Source organism: Streptosporangium sp. NPDC051022 (assembly GCF_040683035.1).
In the GTDB taxonomy this organism is placed as follows: domain Bacteria; phylum Actinomycetota; class Actinomycetes; order Streptosporangiales; family Streptosporangiaceae; genus Streptosporangium.
Genome location: NZ_JBFBCF010000043.1, coordinates 57,114 through 77,202, shown reverse-complemented (window position 1 = coordinate 77,202; position 20,089 = coordinate 57,114). Strand labels below are relative to the sequence as shown.

At 71.1% G+C, this 20,089-nt stretch carries 18 protein-coding genes; 9 read left to right on the top strand and 9 right to left on the bottom strand.

Features of this window, described 5'->3' with window-relative positions; translation table 11 throughout:
- The first annotated feature begins 131 nt into the window (after window positions 1-131).
- The gene (locus AB0N02_RS42220; protein ID WP_363959426.1) at window positions 132-2,366 is read left to right on the top strand and encodes a hypothetical protein; all 2,235 of its coding nucleotides are present in this window, start codon (window positions 132-134) and stop codon (window positions 2,364-2,366) included.
- 113 nt (window positions 2,367-2,479) lie between these two features.
- Window positions 2,480-2,794, top strand: a complete 315-nt coding sequence (locus AB0N02_RS42215) for a hypothetical protein (RefSeq protein ID WP_363959424.1) — start codon at window positions 2,480-2,482, stop codon at window positions 2,792-2,794.
- Here AB0N02_RS42215 and AB0N02_RS42210 read toward each other — a convergent pair.
- Window positions 2,772-2,975 carry a DUF397 domain-containing protein gene (locus tag AB0N02_RS42210; RefSeq protein WP_363959422.1) on the bottom strand — a complete coding sequence of 68 codons (204 nt, stop codon included), beginning with the start codon at window positions 2,973-2,975 and terminating at the stop codon, window positions 2,772-2,774. The two genes, AB0N02_RS42215 and AB0N02_RS42210, sit on opposite strands and share 23 nt — an antisense overlap.
- Window positions 2,976-2,984: 9 nt before the next feature.
- On the bottom strand, window positions 2,985-3,827 hold the full coding sequence (locus AB0N02_RS42205; RefSeq protein WP_363959419.1) for a helix-turn-helix transcriptional regulator: 843 nt from the start codon (window positions 3,825-3,827) through the stop codon (window positions 2,985-2,987).
- A 415-nt stretch (window positions 3,828-4,242) separates the two neighbouring features.
- Here AB0N02_RS42205 and AB0N02_RS42200 point away from each other — a divergent pair, with 415 nt between their 5' ends.
- Window positions 4,243-4,677, top strand: a complete 435-nt coding sequence (locus AB0N02_RS42200; RefSeq protein ID WP_363959417.1) for an ATP-binding protein — start codon at window positions 4,243-4,245, stop codon at window positions 4,675-4,677.
- Window positions 4,674-4,922, top strand: a complete 249-nt coding sequence (locus AB0N02_RS42195) for a hypothetical protein (RefSeq protein WP_363959414.1) — start codon at window positions 4,674-4,676, stop codon at window positions 4,920-4,922. The genes AB0N02_RS42200 and AB0N02_RS42195 overlap by 4 nt, the downstream gene beginning before the upstream one ends.
- Window positions 4,923-5,082: 160 nt before the next feature.
- Here the strand turns inward: AB0N02_RS42195 and AB0N02_RS42190 are convergent, their stop codons facing one another.
- From AB0N02_RS42190 to AB0N02_RS42160, 7 genes are all read right to left on the bottom strand, one after another.
- Window positions 5,083-5,559 (bottom strand): SAM-dependent methyltransferase, encoded by a 477-nt coding sequence (locus AB0N02_RS42190; RefSeq protein ID WP_363959411.1) that lies wholly within the window; start codon window positions 5,557-5,559, stop codon window positions 5,083-5,085.
- A gap of 390 nt (window positions 5,560-5,949) precedes the next feature.
- Window positions 5,950-6,312 (bottom strand): nuclear transport factor 2 family protein, encoded by a 363-nt coding sequence (locus AB0N02_RS42185; RefSeq protein ID WP_363959408.1) that lies wholly within the window; start codon window positions 6,310-6,312, stop codon window positions 5,950-5,952.
- Window positions 6,313-6,612: 300 nt separating this feature from the next.
- Window positions 6,613-7,005, bottom strand: a complete 393-nt coding sequence (locus tag AB0N02_RS42180) for a hypothetical protein (RefSeq protein WP_363959406.1) — start codon at window positions 7,003-7,005, stop codon at window positions 6,613-6,615.
- 63 nt (window positions 7,006-7,068) lie between these two features.
- Window positions 7,069-7,689 (bottom strand): L-threonylcarbamoyladenylate synthase, encoded by a 621-nt coding sequence (locus AB0N02_RS42175; protein ID WP_363959403.1) that lies wholly within the window; start codon window positions 7,687-7,689, stop codon window positions 7,069-7,071.
- Window positions 7,690-7,856: 167 nt separating this feature from the next.
- Window positions 7,857-8,891 carry a hypothetical protein gene (locus AB0N02_RS42170; RefSeq protein WP_363959400.1) on the bottom strand — a complete coding sequence of 345 codons (1,035 nt, stop codon included), beginning with the start codon at window positions 8,889-8,891 and terminating at the stop codon, window positions 7,857-7,859.
- Window positions 8,888-10,156, bottom strand: a complete 1,269-nt coding sequence (locus AB0N02_RS42165) for an MFS transporter (protein WP_363959397.1) — start codon at window positions 10,154-10,156, stop codon at window positions 8,888-8,890. The genes AB0N02_RS42170 and AB0N02_RS42165 overlap by 4 nt, the downstream gene beginning before the upstream one ends.
- Before the next feature lie 150 nt (window positions 10,157-10,306).
- Entirely contained in the window at window positions 10,307-12,757 is a 2,451-nt protein-coding gene (locus AB0N02_RS42160; protein WP_363959394.1) for a LamG domain-containing protein, read from the bottom strand.
- A gap of 433 nt (window positions 12,758-13,190) precedes the next feature.
- On the opposite strand from AB0N02_RS42160, the gene AB0N02_RS42155 reads away from it, so the two are divergent.
- From AB0N02_RS42155 to AB0N02_RS42135, 5 genes are all read left to right on the top strand, one after another.
- Window positions 13,191-14,885 (top strand): ABC transporter ATP-binding protein, encoded by a 1,695-nt coding sequence (locus tag AB0N02_RS42155; protein ID WP_363959391.1) that lies wholly within the window; start codon window positions 13,191-13,193, stop codon window positions 14,883-14,885.
- 59 nt (window positions 14,886-14,944) lie between these two features.
- Window positions 14,945-16,795, top strand: a complete 1,851-nt coding sequence (locus tag AB0N02_RS42150; protein ID WP_363959458.1) for an ABC transporter ATP-binding protein — start codon at window positions 14,945-14,947, stop codon at window positions 16,793-16,795.
- A 104-nt stretch (window positions 16,796-16,899) separates the two neighbouring features.
- Window positions 16,900-17,967, top strand: coding sequence for an iron-siderophore ABC transporter substrate-binding protein (locus tag AB0N02_RS42145; protein ID WP_363959388.1), 1,068 nt, complete (start codon window positions 16,900-16,902; stop codon window positions 17,965-17,967).
- 16 nt (window positions 17,968-17,983) lie between these two features.
- Window positions 17,984-19,066 carry an iron ABC transporter permease gene (locus AB0N02_RS42140; protein WP_363959385.1) on the top strand — a complete coding sequence of 361 codons (1,083 nt, stop codon included), beginning with the start codon at window positions 17,984-17,986 and terminating at the stop codon, window positions 19,064-19,066.
- Window positions 19,063-20,082 carry an iron chelate uptake ABC transporter family permease subunit gene (locus AB0N02_RS42135; protein WP_363959382.1) on the top strand — a complete coding sequence of 340 codons (1,020 nt, stop codon included), beginning with the start codon at window positions 19,063-19,065 and terminating at the stop codon, window positions 20,080-20,082. Before AB0N02_RS42140 ends, AB0N02_RS42135 begins: the two co-directional genes overlap by 4 nt.
- Window positions 20,083-20,089: the final 7 nt, after the last annotated feature.

Below are 20,089 nucleotides of genomic sequence, written 5' to 3'. Positions count from 1 at the left end.
CGGGGTGGAGCCGATCTGCTCGTCTGCCACGTCCAGGCAGAGAACAGCGGATCAGGCGTTGATCAACTTGTTGGTGGGTCGTTAGGGTTGGGCGCTTTCGCGGATCGCTCCCTCCCCCCAGGAGTTCCCCCATGTGCCGTCACCGCTTCGGCTGGATCGCGGCCGCCCTCGCGGTGCTCTACCTGGCCGTCGCGGTCGCCCTCGGCGTCGTTGCCCAGGTGACCGGCGACATCATCCCCGTGTGGACGGTCGTCATGGACCGGTACGACTTCATGACCGAGGACCTCAAGCCGTGGTGGTGGCTCATCGTCCTGCTGGTCCTGGTCGCGGCGGTGCAGGCCTGGGCGTACTGGCAGGTGCTGCGCGGCCGTGAGCGCGGCGAGCCGGCGCGACACGGCGGGGAGGTCCGCCTGCTGCGGGCCGTGCTCTACCTCGACGTCGGATACTCCCTGATCGTGCGCCTGCCGATCCCGTACGACTGGTGGCTATTGCTGATCACGGTGCCGCTCCAACTGGCGGTGACCTGGCTGTTCTTCCGTGTGCTGCGCGACACCACTCCTCGCTGGCTGCGATTCCTGGTCCTCGTGACAGGGGTGCTCAACGCGTTGGAGAGCTTGGTCTCCGGCCTCGAATGGGGTCTGGGGGTCACCCCGTTCACCCAGATCCCCGGCCTGTACTGGGTCGAGCGGTTCGCCTGGCCGGTGTGGGCGGTGTCGGTGCTGCTGGCGCAGGCACGCGATCCCCGCTGGAGTGGGGCGACCGTGCGGATCGGCGTGATCGCGTTGGTCATGTCGTTCATTCAGCCCTCCTGGATCATCTCGTTCAGTTATCCGAGCGGGATTCCCTGGAACGTGCTGTTCTTCGAGGTGACCGCCGCACTGTCCGTCTTCGGACTGGTCTGGTGGGCCCGGTCCGCGCACGACCTGGGCAGCGTACTGCCCACGTCGCCCCGGTCTCGGCCCGTACGGGCGCCCGCCAGGCGGTGGCCGCTCCCCGCGGTGGCGATCACGCTCCCGCTGCTCCCGGCGGTCGTCAACCTCGCGCACGGAGTGCCGTTCTGGCTCGGACCGAAGAACGTGGTGTGGAACGCCGTACGTGAGTTCGCCGGCTCCGAACTGGTTCTCACCTGGTACGTCCTCGACCTGCTCGTGGGGGTCGGCGCACCGTCGCTGCTGATCCTGGCGGCCGTGTGGCGGCGTACCCACCGGCTGACACGGGCCACGACGCTGACCTTGTTCCTCCTGGCCGGCATCACCGTCGTGAGCGCCTCCATCAAGGCGGACTCCGACCTGTTCGGGGAACTGCCGCTCTACCCGAGCAGCCTGTTCGTCAAGGACGGCGCGCTCGTCTCCGCCGGCATCTCTCCACTGTGGTACGGACTCGCGCTCACCGGCTCCGCTCTCATCCTGCCGGCCCTGTACACCGCCCCGCCCGCCCGCCGCACCCGCCGCCACGTCCTCCTGGCAGGCCTCGCCGCGGTGGTGACGCTCTGCTTCGTCCCGGCTGCGGACCAGGACCGCGGACCGGTCACCGCGGCCGAGGAGTGCAACCCGCCCGAGCCCCGGAGAATGGAGATATCGGAGAAGCCTCACGAACTGACCGCCGAGCAGAAGTTCGTCTGCTCACTACGCCTGCCGGACAACGGCCTTCGCCAGTTCTCCGACACCACGCCCGACCTCGTCGTGCTCACGTACGGGCGCCGGATGTGCGACCTGCACACCCGCAACGACCCGCGAGAGCTGGCCCGCTGGAAGGTGAGCCGCGACGCCCTGACCTACCCGCTCGCCGGTATCTGCCCGAGTGCCGCCGCCGCCGTCAGCGCCGAGCGCGCCAAGCAGGATCAGAAGATCGCGGAGATACAGGCGGACGCCCAGCGCATGTGCGACGCGACGCCACACCACCGCCCGCGCATCAAGCCGGTCAAGGCGATCCGGATCAAGGAGCCCCAGCGGACCGACTACGGAGTGCTGCAGACGTACGAGGGCGAGGGGGGCGGCGACCCGGATCTGGACCCCGGCAACGGACTGGTCTCCTCCGAGCCCGGCACCCTGACCGTCCTCACACACTCCGACTTCGACCTCTGCGTCACCGTCGAGACGTACACGCGTCGCCCGCCCGTGGAGACCAGGGGCTGGGACAAGGTCGTCGAGGTCGGCTACCGCAGTCCCACGGGCGCGATCGTGCTCACGGACGACCTCAGCGGCACCACGCTGCCCGACCTGTCGCTCAACGGCCGCGCGGGCCGTTACCGGATCCGCGTGCACTACGCCTGGTTCCCGTGGAAGGGCGAGCACCAGGGCGGCCAGCGACTGCTGATCATGGCCTACCCCGGCGCCGGCGACAAAGAGATCGTCTACCGCAGGTGACCCTGGTCGAATGGCCACGAGCCGCCCGCGTGGCGGCCCACCTCGACGAACGTGACGCGATCCGGATGGTTCCCGACCTCGTGTGATACGCCGACGACGGCACCCCACGTGCCGTGGCCGACGCCAAGTACAAGGCCGGGAAACCCAAGGGCTTCCCGGACGCCGACCTCTACCAGGTGCTCGCCTACTGCACCGCACTCAACCTGCCGGAAGGGCACCTCGTCCACACCAAGGGGAACGCCCCGCACGCCGCCCACCGTGTCCGGCACGCGCGCATCACCATCCACCAGCACGCGCTCCACCAGCACGCGCTCGAACTCGACCAGTCACCGGCCGGGCTGCTCGCCGAGATGGAAGGCCTGGCTCAGCGGTTGGCCGCCATCGCACCCGGACCGCGGGTAACCATCAGCCGAACTCGCCATCCTTGACACCGCTGATGAAGGCGTTCCATTCGCCCGGGGTGAACGTCAGGACGGGGCCGCCGGGGTCTTTGGAGTCCCGTACGGCCTGGCCTCCGTCGGGGAGCACCGCGACCTCTACGCAGTTGTCGCCCGAGCCGGAACGGGAGCTCTTTCGCCAGATGAGGGGGGAGGTCTGGGGGAAGGCCATGATTTCCTCTCAGCTTAGTTGGTCGATCAGGTTTTCCAGACGTGCCACAGATGAGTCCGGGCCGAGCGCAGACGACCGTATGAGGTCGAAGATGAGCCTATAGTGCATAAGATCTTCGGAACTCTCCAGGTATAGGTCACTTGTCGCGGTCTCGATGTAGACAATGCTCGGATCGCCTTGGTCGGGGAAATTCAAGACTGTGAATGCGCCGTCCATCGCGGCGTGAGCTCCGGCCGAATCCGGGAGAACTTGCAGGTAGATGTTCGGCCTGGCGCTCATTTCGATGAGATGCCGCAGTTGCTGTCGCATCACCGACGGACCACCTACCGTTTTGGTCAGTGCGGCTTCATCGATCACCACCCACAGCGTGGGCGGTGTCTCGCCGTGCAGGACGGTTTGCCGTGCCAGCCGCGCCTCTACCCGACGACGAATCTGGACATCCTCCATTACCCGGCCACCCTTGAACATCGCCGTGGCGTAGTCCTCGGTCTGGAGCAGCCCTGGCACGCGGAGATCCTCATACGTATTGATCAAGGATGCCTCTGCCTCGAATCCTGCCAGGGAACCGCGCCAAACGTCCTGGTAGTTGGCCCACCAGCCCTTCTCCCGTGACTGACGGGCCAGCGTCAGGACTGCCTCGCGCTGCGCCGGATCCGTCACCGAGTACAGGTCCAGAAGCGCCCGGATGTTTCCCAGGTCCGGCCTGGTCCACTTGTTGGCCTCCATCTTGTTGAGACGACCGCGCGACCACTCCAGCCGGCGCCCTGCTTCTTCGACGGTGAGTCCGGTCTGTTCACGTAGGCGGATGAGTTCGGCGGAGAGACGGCGTCGGCGGACCGTAGGACTCGCCACATTTCCTCCCTATAGCGAAAATGGGACATATTAACGCATTGAAACTATCGCCTTGAAAGTATCTATGCGATCGGTCACCATCAAGAGAGTACTCGTAACCATGTGTGAGGGCAGCCGATCATGGATGATCGCGAGCAATTCATAGAGAGCCTGCCAGTCACACACGCGCGTGGCGTGCCGTCCATAAGAGACCAAAGCGGCACTACGGATCCATGCCGGACGCTTGATCACAATCCAGGCCAACGGCCGACGCGCTCGCGGCTCCACTTAAATGCGGCGAGGTGTACATGCCGTGTCGTTTATCACAATGCGCTTATTTCGATCGCCGTGAGTGGAAACAACCCCGGCGTCCTCGGGCGTGGTGACGCAACCACCCGCCCGAGGACTGGATCAGGAAAACGGAGACCCCTGACCTATGAAGAACCCTAACCCCGCTCCCCCACCTCCCATAAGAGACGACGAGAACACCCGGGAGGCGTGCTGGGATCTGCCCGCCGATCCTGAGGCGGTCGGCAAGGCACGTCGGCTCGCACGTGAAGCCCTCGCCATCTGGGGCGCGTCCGCCGTGGCGGAGGACGTGACCACGATCGTGTCCGAGCTGGTGACCAACGCGATCGTGCACGGGCGGGCGCCGGTCACGCTCTCCCTGCACCGGCACGGACGGATCGTCTGCGGGGAGGTCACCGACCACGGCGGCGTGTGGCCGACCTCGCTCCCGGCGGCGGGCCCGGACGAGGAGCACGGTCGCGGGCTGACGATCGTCGCCGCCTACGCCGAAAGGTGGGGTGTCGAGCCCGCGCCGGGAGGCAAGATCGTCTGGTTCATCTGCGTGGAGCGGGGACCTCGGTGAGCGACCCGCCGTTCATTCCGGACATACCCGGTGGTGTCCCCGTCCGCGTGCGTGTCTGCGCGCGGTGCGGCACCCCTGTCGTTCCGCTGGCCGCCGCCGTGCGCATGATCTGGTCCGATGTCACAGACGACACGGTCCCGGCCGCCGTCGTCGAACGGATTACCGGGCTCGTCACCGATGTCTGGGTCGATGTACTGGGCAACTCGTCCTGCCCGCCGGGCGGCCGCGAGCCGTACCGGGACTGACCACGATGTCGCCGGGCGGTCGCCTCTCACCGCCCGGTCACGGGCCGCAGGGTTCCGCCGGTAAGGCCGTCGCACGCCAGCGAGGCTGCATGGTCACTCAACTCGGTGAGCTCCTTCATGCATGCGACGAATCGTCCGCCCGAGGGAAGCCCCGCCCTCGTCAACTCTGCGAGGCGTCCCAGTAGTCCTTGAGCATTTCACCTGGCCAACCGGGCTCACGCACCTCACCGCGCGGACCCATCTCCTTGAAATACGGTGCCAGATCGAAGACGGGACTTCCGTCGATCGCATCCAGATCGGCCACGTGCAGGTCCAGGCCGTCCACCTTCAAAAGCCGGGGGAAGGACTGCGCTAGCTGATTCGGCCGGCGGTGGTTGCGATGGACGAACGTTCCCGTGGCCGGCCACTTGGGGTCGTTGCGCGGGCTTCGAGCGTGGAAAGCGACATCGTCCGGCGAAGCACGATGGAAATGCCAGACGACCAACAGGTGAGAGAACTCCTCAAGGCCCTGGACAACCTCCACAGGGAAGTCGGGATTCAGGCGGATGATCGCCCTTTCCGCCCAGTGATCGTCGGTCGGCTCAGCACGTCCGCCGACAACGGTGCCGATGGGCTTGATCTCCAACGAGTCTGCCATGCGTTTACCCTCGTCCCTTCGCGGTGACTCATGACGGGATCAACCTACGTGGGTCAGGTACGCGGCGGCTCGCGCGTCCAGCTCAGCGACCGCCGTTATCCCACGGCGCCGGTACATCGTGTTGCGTGGCGACTCCGGTTCCGGCAAGACCAGCACTGCGCGGGTACTACAACCGGCCCGCGACCGAGACCTGGCCCTGGTCAGTCAGGACGTCATCCGGCGTGACATCCTTCGGGAGCGCGACGTGCCGACGGGACGAACATCGAGCTCCTCGACACCCTGGCCCGCCGCTGCCTGGGCCTCGGCCACCACGTCCTGATCGAAGGGATCTTGACCTCGAGCCGGTACGGGCCAAGGAAGACACCCGCCCGCGCGCTTCCGCGGCAGGTTTCAGACCGCGTAGAGGGGGGCGAGGTCGACGAATATGCGGTAGTCCGAGATCAAGCCGTCGTCGCGGGTGCGCCAGATCGATACGGCCACGACGCTGACGTCCTTGCCGTCGAGCCGCCGGTAGGTCACCTCGGTCTCGGCGATGATGTCGGCGTCCACCTGCCAGTTCCTGACGATCCGGTGCCGCAGGCCGCCGATGGTGGAGTAGAACGTCCGCAACCCGGCGGTGACGGCCTCGCGTCCCGCCAGCGGCTCGGCGTTGCCGAACACGAACGTGGCGTCCTCGGCCAGCAACCGCGCGAACTCGTCGGGGTCGAACGAATCGACCGACCGGAAAACACGGCGCACCACATCGTCGCTCATACCGACCTTTCCTCGCACGACCGGGATCACTGATGGGGACGCTACGGGGCGAAGAACAACGCGCAACTATCGCAAAGGTAGGGGTCTCATCGCCGTAGGGCCCGCCGAAGATCTCCGAACCCGGGGCACGGCACCGCGGCCGGGCACGGTACGGCGGCCATACCGACACACCACGTCGGTATCAAGGGCCTGCCCGGCCCCCTGAACACCGGTGGGCACCTCTGGAAGGTGATCGTCCGGGGAGATGCCTGAGCGGTCCTTTCCCGCATTCATGAACATCAGTAGACGATCTCGAACCGGCTACGGCTTGGATGGTGACCGGCTGGTGCTCTGTTCCTCCCGACTCCAAATCTGGGCACATCGAGGAAGGTCCTTGATGCCCCCGCCTTCGGGGATCATCCCCCAGAGGAAGGGGATCAGGTACTGAGGCGGTTCGCCCAGGAGCACGGCCAGTTCGTCCTCGGTGACGGTGAGGGTGAACGCCGAGCCCGGTTGCCCGGGGTTCCACCCATGTTCGAGGGCTCGTCGGACGCACCCGGCGACGAGGGCGGGGCGGACTGCGATCGTCCGCTCTCCGAGCGGGTTGTCCGGCCGGGCGCAGGGAAGCGACACCACGAGAACAGGCCCCGGCTCCCCGGCCCGCTCGACGACGAAGGACGAGGGCCGGTTGGGCCACGCGTGGATGGCGACCAAGCCCGCCGCCGGCGCGAGGCGATGGCGGCGATGTCTCGGATGACACCGTCTACTCGAAACCGCCTACTCGAACAGGGATGGGTCTCCGGCGCCTCTGCGGAGGATCTCGGGTTCGTCCTGTGAGAAGTCGACGACCGTCGTCGGTACGGCGCCGCACTCGCCGGAGTCGATCACCGCGTCCACCACGTGGTCGAGTCTTTCCTTGATCTCCCAGCCCTGGGTCATGGGCTCGGTCTCGTCGGGCAGCAGCAGGGTGCTCGACAGCAGCGGTTCGCCGAGCTCGGTCAGCAACGCCTGCGTGACGACGTGATCGGGGATCCGGACGCCGACCGTCTTCTTCTTCGGGTGCAGCAACCGCCGCGGCACCTCCTTCGTCGCGGGCAGGATGAACGTGTAGCCGCCGGGAGTCGCCGCCTTGATCGAGCGGAACAGCGCATTGCTTATGTGGACGAACTGGCCGAACTGGGCGAAACTCCCGCAGACCAGGGTGAAGTGATGGTCGTCGCCGAGGTCGCGGATCTCCCTGATCCGGTCGATGCCCTCCTTGTTTCCCAGCCGGCACCCCAACGCGAAACATGAGTCCGTCGGGTACGCGATCAGCCCGTCCGCCCGGAGGAGGTCGATCACCTGACCGATCACCCGAGGTTGCGGATTGTCCGGATGCACATCGAAGTACTTTGCCATGCATGTGAGCTTAGAGAGCGCTTGATCCTGCCGGCTCGATCCGATCCAGATATTCGGGTTCCGTGCCGGTTCGAAGTGCTTTTGCCGGTGAGGCGGCGGGCCATGCTGTCGAGCATCACGAGGTGGACCACGGCTTCGGAGGTGGCGGGCACACTCGGGGCACGGGGTCAGCGCAGTGGCCGGTCCGCGGCCGGGGATCGGACGGTGGGCGAGTCGGCGTCCGGGATGAGCAGGCGTGGCGCGCCGCCGCGCAGAGACACGGTCCAGACGTCGGCGTCGCGGCCGCCCGCGCCGCCCTTGGGCACCGCATACATCACGTGGTCGTCGTCGAGCCACGCCGCCTGGTCGTCCACGCTGCGGGTCTCCGCGAGCGGGGTCTCGACACCGGCCGCGAGGTCGAGGACGTGGAAGCGCCAGACGTCGGAGTTGAGCCCGGTCCGCTTCTTGTAGACCAGGCGCCGCCCGTCCGGGGACAGGGACGGGCACTCGGCGTTGTCGCGCAGGGCGGTGAGGGTCCGCCGCCCGATGTCGCCCTCGACGAGGTATCTGCGGTTCTGGGTGGCCACGGTGGCGAAGAACCGCTCTCCGCCGGGGACGAACGTCACGCCCCACACGTTGCGGTCCACGTTCTCGTTCGGCTGCCCGTTCACCAGGAAGGTGAACCGCTCGACGTCGCCGATCGGATCGCCGCCGACCCGGCCGATGACGGTCTCGGTGGAGAAGCCGTCGGAGAGGTACGAGTGCCCGGTCACGAAGACCGTCGTGGCGTAGTAGCGGCCGTCCTCGGAGACCCGGGCACGGCTCGGGACCCCGTTGAGCGGGACCTCCCCACCGGGCCGGAGCCGATCGTCCAGAAGGGTGGCGGCGAACGGCTGGATCAGGTTGCGCGTCTGACGCAGGCACAGGCCGCCCGTGGGCGAGGCGGCCGTCCGTTCGCAGCGGGTCGGGAGGATGACACGCTCGCGCCGCACGTCGGCGGCCGCGAGCACGGCGACGTGGCCGAACGTGGGTCCGGGACGCAGCGATCGGAACACGATCTGCCGCCCCTCGGGCAGCTCCACCGAGCCGTCGCCGGATCCGCCGGCCGCGCCCGCGCGCAGTACCGAGGAGGTGACGCAGCTCGCGGCCACGGCGATGACGAGGGCGGCGAGCACCGCCATGATCTTGCCGTCCCCGATCCGGCGCGGGCTGTGCTGGGTCATCGGACCTCCGTCCGGCGGTCGTGGGCTCGTGTGATCATCGGTACGGCCGTGAGCAGGGCGGCCGTGAGGGCGGCGGCGAAGGTCCACACGGCGGCGTCGCCCTCGGCCGTCGTCCAGACCGCGCCGAAGGCCACCGCGCCGAGGGCGCGGCCGCCCGCCACCGCCGCCTGGACGACGGAGATCCCGGTCGCCGTCAGTTCGGCGGGCAGCAGCGGCGCGGCCGCCGCGGGCAGCACACCGTCGGTCGCCGCGTAGTAGGCGCCGAGGAACACCAGGCACAGCGCGGCCCCGGCGATCCCCCCGGCGAGGATGGCGGTGAGGTAGGCGCACAGCAGCAGGCCGTACCCGGCGGTGAAGACACGGTTCCTGCCGTACCGGTCGGAGAGCCTGCCGAGCGGTACGGCCAGCGCGAGGTAGACCAGGCTCGTGCCGACGAACAGCAGCGGGAACCAGCGGGTCGTGACCGACTCGCCGCGCAACAGGACGAGGTAGAGGAAGCCGTCGCCGATCGTGGCCGCCGACAGCACGGCCGCGGCGAGGAGCAGCCGCCGGAACCCGCCGATCCGCAGCAGCGCCGCGATGCCGCGAAGCGAGATCGGCCGCGCCCCGGAGTGCGGGACCGATGTGCCGTGCTCCCCCGCGCCGTGTTCCGGCGTGTGGTGTTCCGGTACGCGGTGGGCGAACAGCAGCACGCCGAGGACGGCGGCGCAGAACGAGACGACGAAGACCATGTCGAAGTCGCCCGGCGCGAGCGCGAGCAGCCCGAACGCGACGACGGGGCCGAGCAGCGCGCCGGTCGCGTCGAGGGCCCGGTGCACCCCGAAGGACCTGCCGAGCCGGTCCGGCGGAGCCGCCGTGGCGATGAGCAGGTCACGCGGGGCGGTCCGCAGTCCCTTGCCCGCGCGGTCCACCGCCACCGCCGCCGACAGCGCTCCCGCGCCCGTCACGGGGAGCAGCATCAGCTTGGCGGCGGCCCCGAGGGCGTACCCCGCGCCCGCCACGAGCTTGGGACGGCGCAGCCGGTCCGCGAGGAAGCCGCCGAGCAGCCGTACCAGCACGGTCGCGCCCTGGTAGAGGCCGTCCAGCAGCCCGTACGCCAGGGGGGTGAGTCCCAGGGCGAGGGTCGCGAACAGCGGCAGGACGGCCGTCACCATCTCGGTGGAGACGTCGGTGATCAGGCTCACCAGGCCGAGGACGACGACGACCCGGGGCACCCGGGTCGTCGGTCCCGTGCCGTGGGGGATGTCGCGTACCGATACGTACACGTGGCCTCCGGAGGAAACCGGCGGACGGAGCCGGTTCGGGGCGGGTGGGGTCGGCGCAGGGGGTTGCAGGGGGTTACGGGGGGTTGCAGGGAGTGGAGGAGGCCGGGCGGGACGGCGGATACCGCCCTGCCCGGCCGGCGTGGATCCGGGTCAGCCGGTGCCCGGGAGCGGCTTGTCGGCGGAGAAGGCCTTCAGGACGTTCCCGGTGATGGTGGCGATGTCGTTGTCGTAGTTGTTGTAGAACAGGCTGCCCGCCCAGGAGATGGAGCCGGCGGAGAAGACCGCGCCCCCGTTGGGGTAGCGGGTGAGGGCCACGTCACCGCGGACCAGCCAGTTGACGGTGCCGCCCTCCATGAGGTTGGCGGTGTTGTTCTCCTCCTTGACGAACAGGTACTCGTCGCCGAAGCCGGTGCCCGAGCCCAGGACGATCGTGTTGTCGGCGGTGCCCAGGGCGTAGTCGGCGCGGTCGATCTCCTCGCCCATGGGGCCGCCCCTGCTCTGCAGGGAGTCGAAGTCGCCGATGGGGCCGGTGGCCTTGACGCCGTCGAAGACCCAGGCGGCCTTGGGATCGTGGCTCTCGGGCGAGCGGTCCAGGGGCCTGCTGTACAGGCCGGTGCCCACGCGGGAGCCGAACCCCTGGGCGGTGAAGCCGACACCGACCAGTTGCTGCGGGGGCCGTCCACGGAAACGCCACAGGCCGCCGAATTCGCCGGTGGTGCTGTGGTAGTACTCGCCGGGGGCGCTCTGCCAGGCCTCGGTGCCGTCGTGGCGGCGCAGCTCGGTGTAGGTGCCGGTGCGGTCGAGCGGGGTGACCCAGTAGAAGCCGTTGCCGCCCAGATACATGAGGCGGCCGCCGTCGTCCAGCCAGCCCTGCAGGGCGTCGAGCATGGGTTCGGAGGTGTATTCGGGATGGCTGCCGGTGATAACGACCTTGTAGTCGTCCAGCAGCTTCCTGCCCTCCCGGTGCAGGTCGTGATCGGTGATGTAGTCGACGGTGCGGCCGGTGGACTCCAGCCAGTCGGTGATGTGGGTGTCGGCCTCGAACTGCCACGGCCTGCCCTCGCCCTTGGGGCCGGAGGTGTACGGGCGCAGGTTGGTGAGCGGGCGCAGGTGTGAGGAGTAGACCACGCCGCTGCCGTCGCTGTGCTGGGAGTACTGGCTCATCCCGCTCACGAAGTAGCCCGTCATGCCGTAGGCCAGGTAGCTGAACGTCGGCACCAGCATGGCGACCTTCGAGGTGGGCCTGTCGCGCTTGGGACGCACCACGAAGGTGGCGTGGTAGACGCGCCCGTCCGCCTCCAGTTTGGCCGCGTACACGCCGCTGCGGGCGTCGGCGGGCACCCGCCAGGTGAAGCCGGGCTCCCAGGCGGCGTCGCCCAGGTCGTCGTCGTGGAAGTACATCGCCCCGTACTGCTCGGGCGCCTGTTTGAAGTCCTGCTCGTCGGCCCGCCAGTTGTGGCCGGTGACGGCCCGGACCGGCAGGTTGACCGCGCGGCCGCGCAGGTGGTTGCGGGAGGTGTCCACGACCTGGTCGGTGTCCATCTTCTGGGAGAAGTCGAAGGCCGCCACCGCCCGGGTGGCCGGTCCCCCGCGTCGCAGGGCGAGGATCTCCCGCTCGTCCAGTGCCCGGTCGAACACCCGCGGGGCGTCGATCTTGCCGTTGTAGAACCCGGCCGGCCGGTTCTGACCGCCCTGGTAGGCGGCGATCAGCAGTGGGGCGGTGGCGTTCTTCAGCCCGCGGGCCTCGATCGTGCGGGTGACGACGGCCTGGGAGTCGTCGGGCAGGCCGGTCAGCGGATACTGGTACAGCCCCACCCTGCCGGTTCCGGCGTCGTATGAGACCGCGGCGAAGTACCAGCCGGAGGAGTTCACGTGCTGCGGCCGGACGGCGCCGCCGGGCTCGACCCCCCGCAGCGCCGGGGCCCACGGCTTCAGCTTCACGCCGGTGCTCACCGTCTGGACTCGCCCGGCCCGGTCGGCCAGCCGCAGGCCCAGCCCGCCGTCCCGGTCCACGAACATGCCGTACCCGGCCTTCTCCTCCTCCGACCACTTGGTCACGATCCCCTGCACCGCTCCGGTGCCGACGGGGGTCCGCCGGTAGGCGACGGGGTTGAGCCTGGAACCGGGGACGGTGGTCGGCGCGATCCACGCCGTGATGGTGAAGCTCCCGTCCGGCCGCAGGTCGTCATCGTCGGGAACGGTCACGTACGACCCCACCGGCAGCGTCTGGTAGCGGCCCGGGTACTCCTTGTTGACGTCGGACTCGATGACCTGCTCCTTGACGCCCGGCCCGCGCGGATCCGCGTCACCGTGCACCACCCGCACCATCGTCGCCCGGAACGTCGGGCTCCTGGTGCTCACCATGATCTTCACGGACTCGCCCGGCTGGACGCTCAGCCGGTCTGGATACCCGCTGATCCCGAGGCCGTCCAGCGACTCCTGGGGGGTTATCGGATCGACGGGAAGCGGGGGCGGATCGACCTTCGGGGTCTGGGGCCACGTCGCCGCCTCCACCCCCGTGGACAGGGGCCCGGATCCGCCGATCACGGCGGCCAGCGCCGCGATCAGTAAGGCCGTCCCCACTCGTCTGCGCGCAATCACTCGATCACCTCTCTGCCGGCCCTGAACCTTGGCCACACGAGGGCGACGAGCCGCTTCAACGGCACCGCGACGGTGCGACCGCGGTACCGGGGCACCGACGCGGTCGAACGACGCGCGCTCCCATCGCCTCGCGGAGGACGTGCGCTGCCTTCTCTTACCGAGAATTGACCTCAAGTTAAAACAAACAGGAAGAAGGTTCCAGAGAGCACACATCGGTCATCTGGCCGATCGCGGCCACGGCCCGCCGACGGCGGCCCTCCGGTCGCGGCCCGCCTCGCCCACCTCCCCGGCCGGGGCTCGATCGGCCGCGCTCACGGACCACCGGCGGACGAACCCACCCGGCCATGCATCCGCCCCCAGAACCGGACATTACATAAACCATAGGCTAGCCTTACCTAAATTTGGCATCCGAGGATGATCCGGAGGAGCGCGGGTGAGGCGGTCGGAGTCGCCGGGGCGTGCGGTGCTGCGCCGGGCGCTCGGTGGGCAGCGGCGGCGCATCGTGATCGGTTCCGTACTGCGCGCCGGGCACCAGGGCGGGGAGGCGGCGGTTCCGGTGCTGATCGGCCTGGCCATCGACCAGGGCGTCGCCGCGGGCGACCTCGGCGCGCTGCTGCGCTGGCTCGTGGTCCTCGCCGTCGTCTACGTCGTGCTGTCCTTCAGCTACCGCTTCGGCGCCCGCGCCGGGGAGCGCGCCTCCGAGGAGGCCGCGCACGACCTGCGCGCGGACATCGTCCGCCGGGTCCTGCATCCCGGCGGCGGCGCCGAGGCCGGACGGCTTCCCGGAGCGCTGGCCGGCATCGCCACCGAGGACGCCAAGCGGGTCGGCGCCCTGGCCGCCGCGGTTCCGAGCGCCGTCGCCGTCTTCACCGGGCTCGCGGCCGGCGCGAGCGTGCTGCTGTGGATCTCGGTCCCGCTCGGCCTGGTGGTGCTGGCCGGTACCCCGGCGCTGCTGTGGCTCGGCCATCTGCTGAGCAGGCCGCTGGAGCGGCGCAGCGCGACCGAGCAGGACCGGGCCGCGCGCGCCTCCGGCGTGGCCGCCGACCTGGTCGCCGGGCTGCGGGTGCTCAAGGGGATCGGCGCCGAGGCGGCCGCGCTGGAGAGGTACCGCGCTACCAGCCGTGACTCGCTGGCCGCGACGATGCGCGCGGCGCGGGCCGAGGCGCTGCAGAACGGCGTGGTCCTCGCGCTGACCGGCTGTCTCATCGCCGTCGTCGGACTGTCCGGCGGACGGCTCGCCGCCGAAGGGGAGATCAGCCTGGGCCGGCTGGTGTCGGCGGTCGGGCTCGCGCTGTTCCTGATCGGGCCGATGCAGGCGCTGGCCTGGGTGAACGCCTCCTTCGCCCAGGCCAGGGCGTCGGCCGCCCGGATCGCCGAGGTGCTGGCCGCGCCGCCGGCCGTCGCCGCGGGCGGTGTACGGCTGCCGGAGGAGATCCGGGGCGGGCTCCGGCTGCGCGGGGTCGATCACGCCGGGCTGCGCGGGATCGACCTGGACGTCGCGCCGGGCGAGCTGCTCGGTGTGGCCGCGACCGATCCGGCGGACGCGACAGCGCTGCTGCGCTGCCTGAACCGGCAGGCCGATCCCGGCGGCGGGACGGTCGAGCTCGACGGTGTGCCGCTGCGCGACCTCGACCCCGGTGACCTGCGCGCCGCGATCCTGGTCGCCGCGCACGACGCCGACCTGTTCGAGGGCACGCTGCACGGCAACGTCGGCGCGGCCGCCCCGGAGGGCGCCGATCTCCGCCGGGCGATGACCGCGGCCGCGGCCGACGAGGTCGCCCGCGCCCTGCCGCACGAGGACGACACGGTGATCGCCGAGCGTGGCCGTTCGCTGTCGGGCGGGCAGCGCCAGCGGGTGGCCCTGGCCCGGGCGCTGGCCGCCGACCGGCCGGTGCTGGTGGTCCACGATCCGACCACGGCGGTGGACACGGTCACCGAGGCCCGGATCGCCGCCGGGATACGCGAACTACGCCGGGGCCGTACCACGATCATGGTCACCACCAGCCCGGCGCTGCTCACGGTGGCCGACCGGGTGGCGCTCCTCGACGGCGGCCGGATCGTGGAGACCGGAACGCACGCCGCACTGGTCCGCCGCAACGCCGCCTACCGAGGAACGGTGCTGGCGTGAGCCGGGACACCCGGGCCGGGACGGAACCGGCCGAGGACGGCACCGCGCCCGAGACGGCGCTGCCCACCGCGTCCCCGGCGGGGACCCGCGCTCTCGTGCGGGAGCTGCTGCGCCCGCGCCGCGGGCTCGCGACCGCCGGGTTCGCCGTGATGGTCGGCGCGACCGCGCTCGGGCTGCTCCCCCAGCCTCTTCTCGGGCACATCGTGGACCTGGTCGCCGACGGCCGCCCGGCGGCGGACCTCATCCGGCCGGCCGTACTGCTCGTGCTCGTCGCGGCCGCGCAGGGGGGTGCGACCGCGCTCGGGCTGACGCTCGTCTCGCGGCTCGGCGAGACCGCGCTGGCCGCACTGCGGGAGCGGTTCGTCGAGCGCGCGCTGCTGCTGCCACAGGAGCGGGTGGAGCGGGCGGGGTCCGGCGATCTCACGGCCCGGGTCACCGGCGACGTGTCCCGGGTGGCCGAGGCGGTGCGCAACGCCATGCCGGAGCTGGCCCGTTCCCTGCTCGCCATCGTGCTGACCCTGGGCGCGCTCGCGCTGCTCGACTGGCGCTTCCTGCTCGCCGCGCTGCTCGCGGTGCCGGTCCAGGCGCACACCGCCCGCTGGTACGTGCGGCACGCGGTGCCGCTGTACGCCCGCCAGCGGGTCGCGGCGGGAGAGATACAGCAGCGCCTGCTCGACACGATCGGCGGCGCGGGGACCATCCGGGCCTTCCGGATGGAGGAGGAGCACACCGGGCGGGTGTCCGACAGGTCACGGGCCGCGGTGGAGCTGACGATGCGCGGGGTCCGGCTGGTGGTGCGCTTCTACAGCCGGCTGCACATCGCCGAGTACATCGGCCTCGCCGCCGTCCTGCTCGCCGGGTTCCTCCTGGTGCGGGACGGGTCGGCGTCCATCGGCACCGCGACCGCCGCGGCGCTGTACTTCCACAGCCTGTTCGGCCCGATCAACAACGCGCTCGTGCTGCTGGACGACGCGCAGACGGCCATGGCCGGGCTGGCCCGGCTGGCGGGGGTCGCCGCCCTCCCTGCCGGACCGGAGCGCGAACCAGAGCCCGGACCGGCGCCCGAACCGGAGCCCGAACCGGCGCCCGGGCCGCGGACCGGGCCGTCCCAGGCGGCGGGCGGACCGCCCGGGGCCGGGGAGCCGTCCCGGACGGGTGAGCCGGCCGGGTCCGGGTCCGGGTCCGGGGTGACCGTGACCGGGCTCGGTCACGCCTACGAACCGGGACGGCCGATCCTGCGCGACGTGGACCTCGTCCTGCGCCCCGGGGAGCATGTCGCGCTGGTCGGCGCGAGCGGCGCGGGCAAGTCGACGCTCGCCAAGATCGTCGCGGGCGTCCAGCGGCCGTCCGCCGGATCCGTACGGCTGCCCGCCGCGCGGCCGGGCGCGGAACGCGCGGTGGTGCTGGTCACCCAGGAGTCACACGTGTTCGCCGGCCCGCTGGCGGAGGATCTGCGGCTGGCCGGGCCCCGGGCCACCGAGGAGGAACTGCGCGCGGCACTGCGGCTGGTGGAGGCGCTGGACTGGGTGGAGGCGCTGCCCGAGGGACTCGGCACGGTCGTCGGCGCGGGCGGTCACCGCCTCACCGCCGCGCAGGTGCAGCAGCTCGCGCTGGCCCGGCTGGTACTGGCCGATCCGGCGGTCGCGGTACTCGACGAGGCGACGGCCGAGGCGGGCAGCGCGGGGGCCCGCACGCTGGAGCGGGCCGCCGCACGGGCGGTCGAGGGCCGTACCGCCCTGCTGGTCGCGCATCGGCTCACCCAGGCCGCCACGGCGGACCGGATCGTCGTCATGGACGACGGGTGTGTGATCAAGAGCGGCACCCACGAGGAGCTGCTGGCCGAGGGCGGACGCTATGCCGCGCTATGGGAGGCATGGTCGGACACCCGCACGGACAGCCCCGCGCCGTGACCACCCGGCCGTCACCGTTACCCCACCCCCGGTTAAATCCCCCAAAAAGGACAAGGTAAGGTAAGCCTAACCTAACGGACCCCTCCCGCCCCCTGGAGAACCCCATGCTCACCGCCGTACGGTCGCGGTCCCGGGCCGCGCTGGCCACACTGGCCACACTGGCCACGTTGACCGCCCTCACGCTCACCGGATGCTCCACCTCCTCCGGCGAGCCGGAGGCGGCCGCGCCGCAGAGCCCCGCCGCGCCCGCCGGTGACACGTTCCCCGTCACCATCGGCAGCGCCCTCGGCGACGCCGTGATCCCCAAGAAGCCCGAGCGCGTGGTCACCTGGGGCTGGTCCAGCCAGGACGCCGTGCTGGCCCTCGGCGTGGTCCCGGCCGCGATGCCCAAGAACACCTACGGCGGAGACGCCGACGGCGTGTTCCCCTGGGACGCCGAGAAGATCAAGGAGCTGGGCGGCACCACCCCGGCCCTGCTGAGCTCCGACACCGGCGAGGTGCCGTTCGAGGAGATCGTCGAGGCCCGCCCCGACGTCATCCTCGCCCCCTACTCGGGCATCACCCAGGACGACTTCGACAAGCTCAGCAAGATCGCCCCGGTCGTCGCCTACCCGGAGAAGCCCTGGGCGCTGCCCTGGCAGGACCAGGTCGAGATCATCGGCAAGGCCCTCGGCCGCAGCGCGGAGGCCGAGCGGCTGCGGGAGAAGACCGCCGCCTACGTGAAGTCGCTCGCCGAGGCCAACCCGGTCCTGAAGGGCAAGTCCTTCGTGTACGGCGCGGCCAACGAGGCCGACCAGCTCAACATCTACCGGGCCAGCGACCCGCGGGTGGCCCTGCTCGGCGACCTCGGCATGACCGTGAGCCCCAGCGTCACCGCCCTCGACGCCGACCCCAAGGCGGGCTCGTACTTCTACGGCACCAGCTACGAGAACGTCGGCAAGATCGACGCCGACGTGCTGGTGATGTACTTCGGCACCCAGAAGGAGGTGGACAAGTTCGTCACCGACCCGGTCATCGCGGCCATGCCCAACGTGAAGGACAAGCGCTTCGCGCCCATCGTCGGCGAGTCGTTCGTGATGGCCAGCAGCGCGCCGACCGTGCTGTCCATCCCGTGGATGCTCGACCGGTACGTCCCGCAGCTCGCCGCCGCCGCCGCGAAGGCCGGCGCGTAGCCTCCGGAACCCGTACGTGTCCGCCACCCCCACCACCCGGGACGCGCCCGGCCCGGCGGCCTCCGGCGGCGACCGGCCCGGACCGGCGCCCCGCCGCCGGATCGGCCGCCTCGCCGCCGGCCTGCTCCTGCTCGCCGCAGCGCTGATCGCGGTGTGCGTGCTCAGCCTCGCCGTCGGCGCCAACGCGCTGCCGTTCCGCACGGTCTGGCAGGCGCTCACGCACTACGACCCGGCGAATCCGCACCATCTGGTGGTCGTCGAGAAGCGGCTGCCCCGCACCCTCGTCGGCATCACAGCCGGCCTCGGCCTCGCCGTCGCCGGGGTGATCGTCCAGGGCCTGACCCGCAACCCGCTGGCCGACCCGGGCCTGCTCGGGGTGAACTCCGGCGCCTCCCTCTTCGTCGTCGTCGCCATCAGCGTGTTCGGCGTCCAGGGCAGCGGCGGCGGGCTCTGGTTCGCCTTCGCCGGGGCCGCCGTGGTGGCCGTCTTCGTGTACGGCGTGGCGGGCGCCGCCGGGCGCCGCGGCGCCGCCCCGGTCACGCTGGTGCTGGCCGGGGCCGCGGTCAGCGCGGCGCTGACCTCACTGGTCACCGCGGTGCTGCTCGCCGACCGTTCCGCCCTGGACCAGATGCGCTTCTGGCAGGTCGGGGCGCTGGCCGCCCGCGGCTTCCCCGTGTTCTGGCAGACGCTGCCCGGCATCGCCGCCGGGCTGGTCCTCGCGTTCGCGGTCAGCCGGGCGCTCAACGGCCTGGCCCTGGGCGAGGAGGTGGCCCGCGGCCTCGGCCAGCGGGTCGGGCGCACCCGGGCGCTCGCCGCGCTGTCGGTGGTGCTGCTGTGCGGCTCGGCCACCGCCGCTGCTGGGCCGATCTCCTTCGCGGGCCTGATCGTCGCGCACGTCGCGCGCCGGTTCGCCGGTTCCGACCACCGCTGGACCGTCCCGTACGCGGCGCTGTCCGGGCCGACGCTGCTGATCGGCTGCGACGTGCTCGGCCGGGTCGTCGTCCGCCCGGGCGAACTCCAGGTGGGCGTGGTGGTCGCGGTGGTCGGCGCCCCGCTGCTCATCGCGCTGATACGGCCGCGCAGGAAGGCACGCCGATGACCACCCCCGTCTTGACCGGCCGCCTGCGCCGTCGGGCGCGGCTGCGCGAGGCCAGGATCACGGCCACGCTCGTGATCGTGATCGCCGCGCTCGCCGTGTGCGGGCTGGCGCTCGGCAAGGCGTCGGTCAGCCCACCCGACGTCCTGGCCGCCGTCCTCGGCCGCGCGGACGCGATGACCCGGTTCGTCATCATGGAACTGCGCATGCCGCGCATGCTCGTCGCGCTGCTGGCCGGAGCGTGTCTCGGCCTGTCCGGCGCGCTGCTCCAGTCGATCCTGCGCAACCCGCTGGCCAGCCCGGACGTCATCGGCATCACGCAGAGCGCGGGCGCGACGGGCGTCATCGGGCTCATCGCCTTCGGGCTGAGCGGTCTGCTCCTGACCGGCGTCGTGCTCGGCGGGGCCCTCGCCGCGACCGCCGCCATCTACCTGCTGTCCTGGCGGCGGGCCGGTCACCGTCTCGTCATCGTGGGCATCGCCGTGTCCGCGCTGTGCTCCGGCGTCGTGTCGTACGTGCTCACCCGGGGTGACGTGCGCGACGCCCAGGAGGCGCTGGTCTGGATCAACGGCAGCCTGGGCCGGGCCGGCTGGGACACGTCGCTGACGCTGGCGGTCTGCGGTGCCGTACTGGTGCCCGCGGCGCTGGCCGGGGGCCGCCGGCTGCCCGTGCTCGAACTGGGCGACGATCCGGCGACGGCGCTCGGCGTGCGGGTCGGGCGCACCCGCACGCTGCTGCTCGGCATCGCGGCCACCCTGGCGGCGACGGCCGTGGCGATCGTGGGGCCGGTGCCGTTCGTGGCCCTGGTCAGCGCCCCGGTGGCACGCCGCGTCACCGGGACCGGATCCGCCGCCCTGCTCCCGTCGGCGCTCATCGGGGCCGCGCTGCTGCTCGCCTCCGATCTCGTCGCGCAGTTCGCGGTGCCGGACGTGCCGCTGCCCGCGGGCGTCGTCACCGGCGTCGTCGGCGCGCCGTATCTGCTCTGGCTGCTGGTCAGGTCCGGCAGGCGGCGCGGCTGACCCGCCC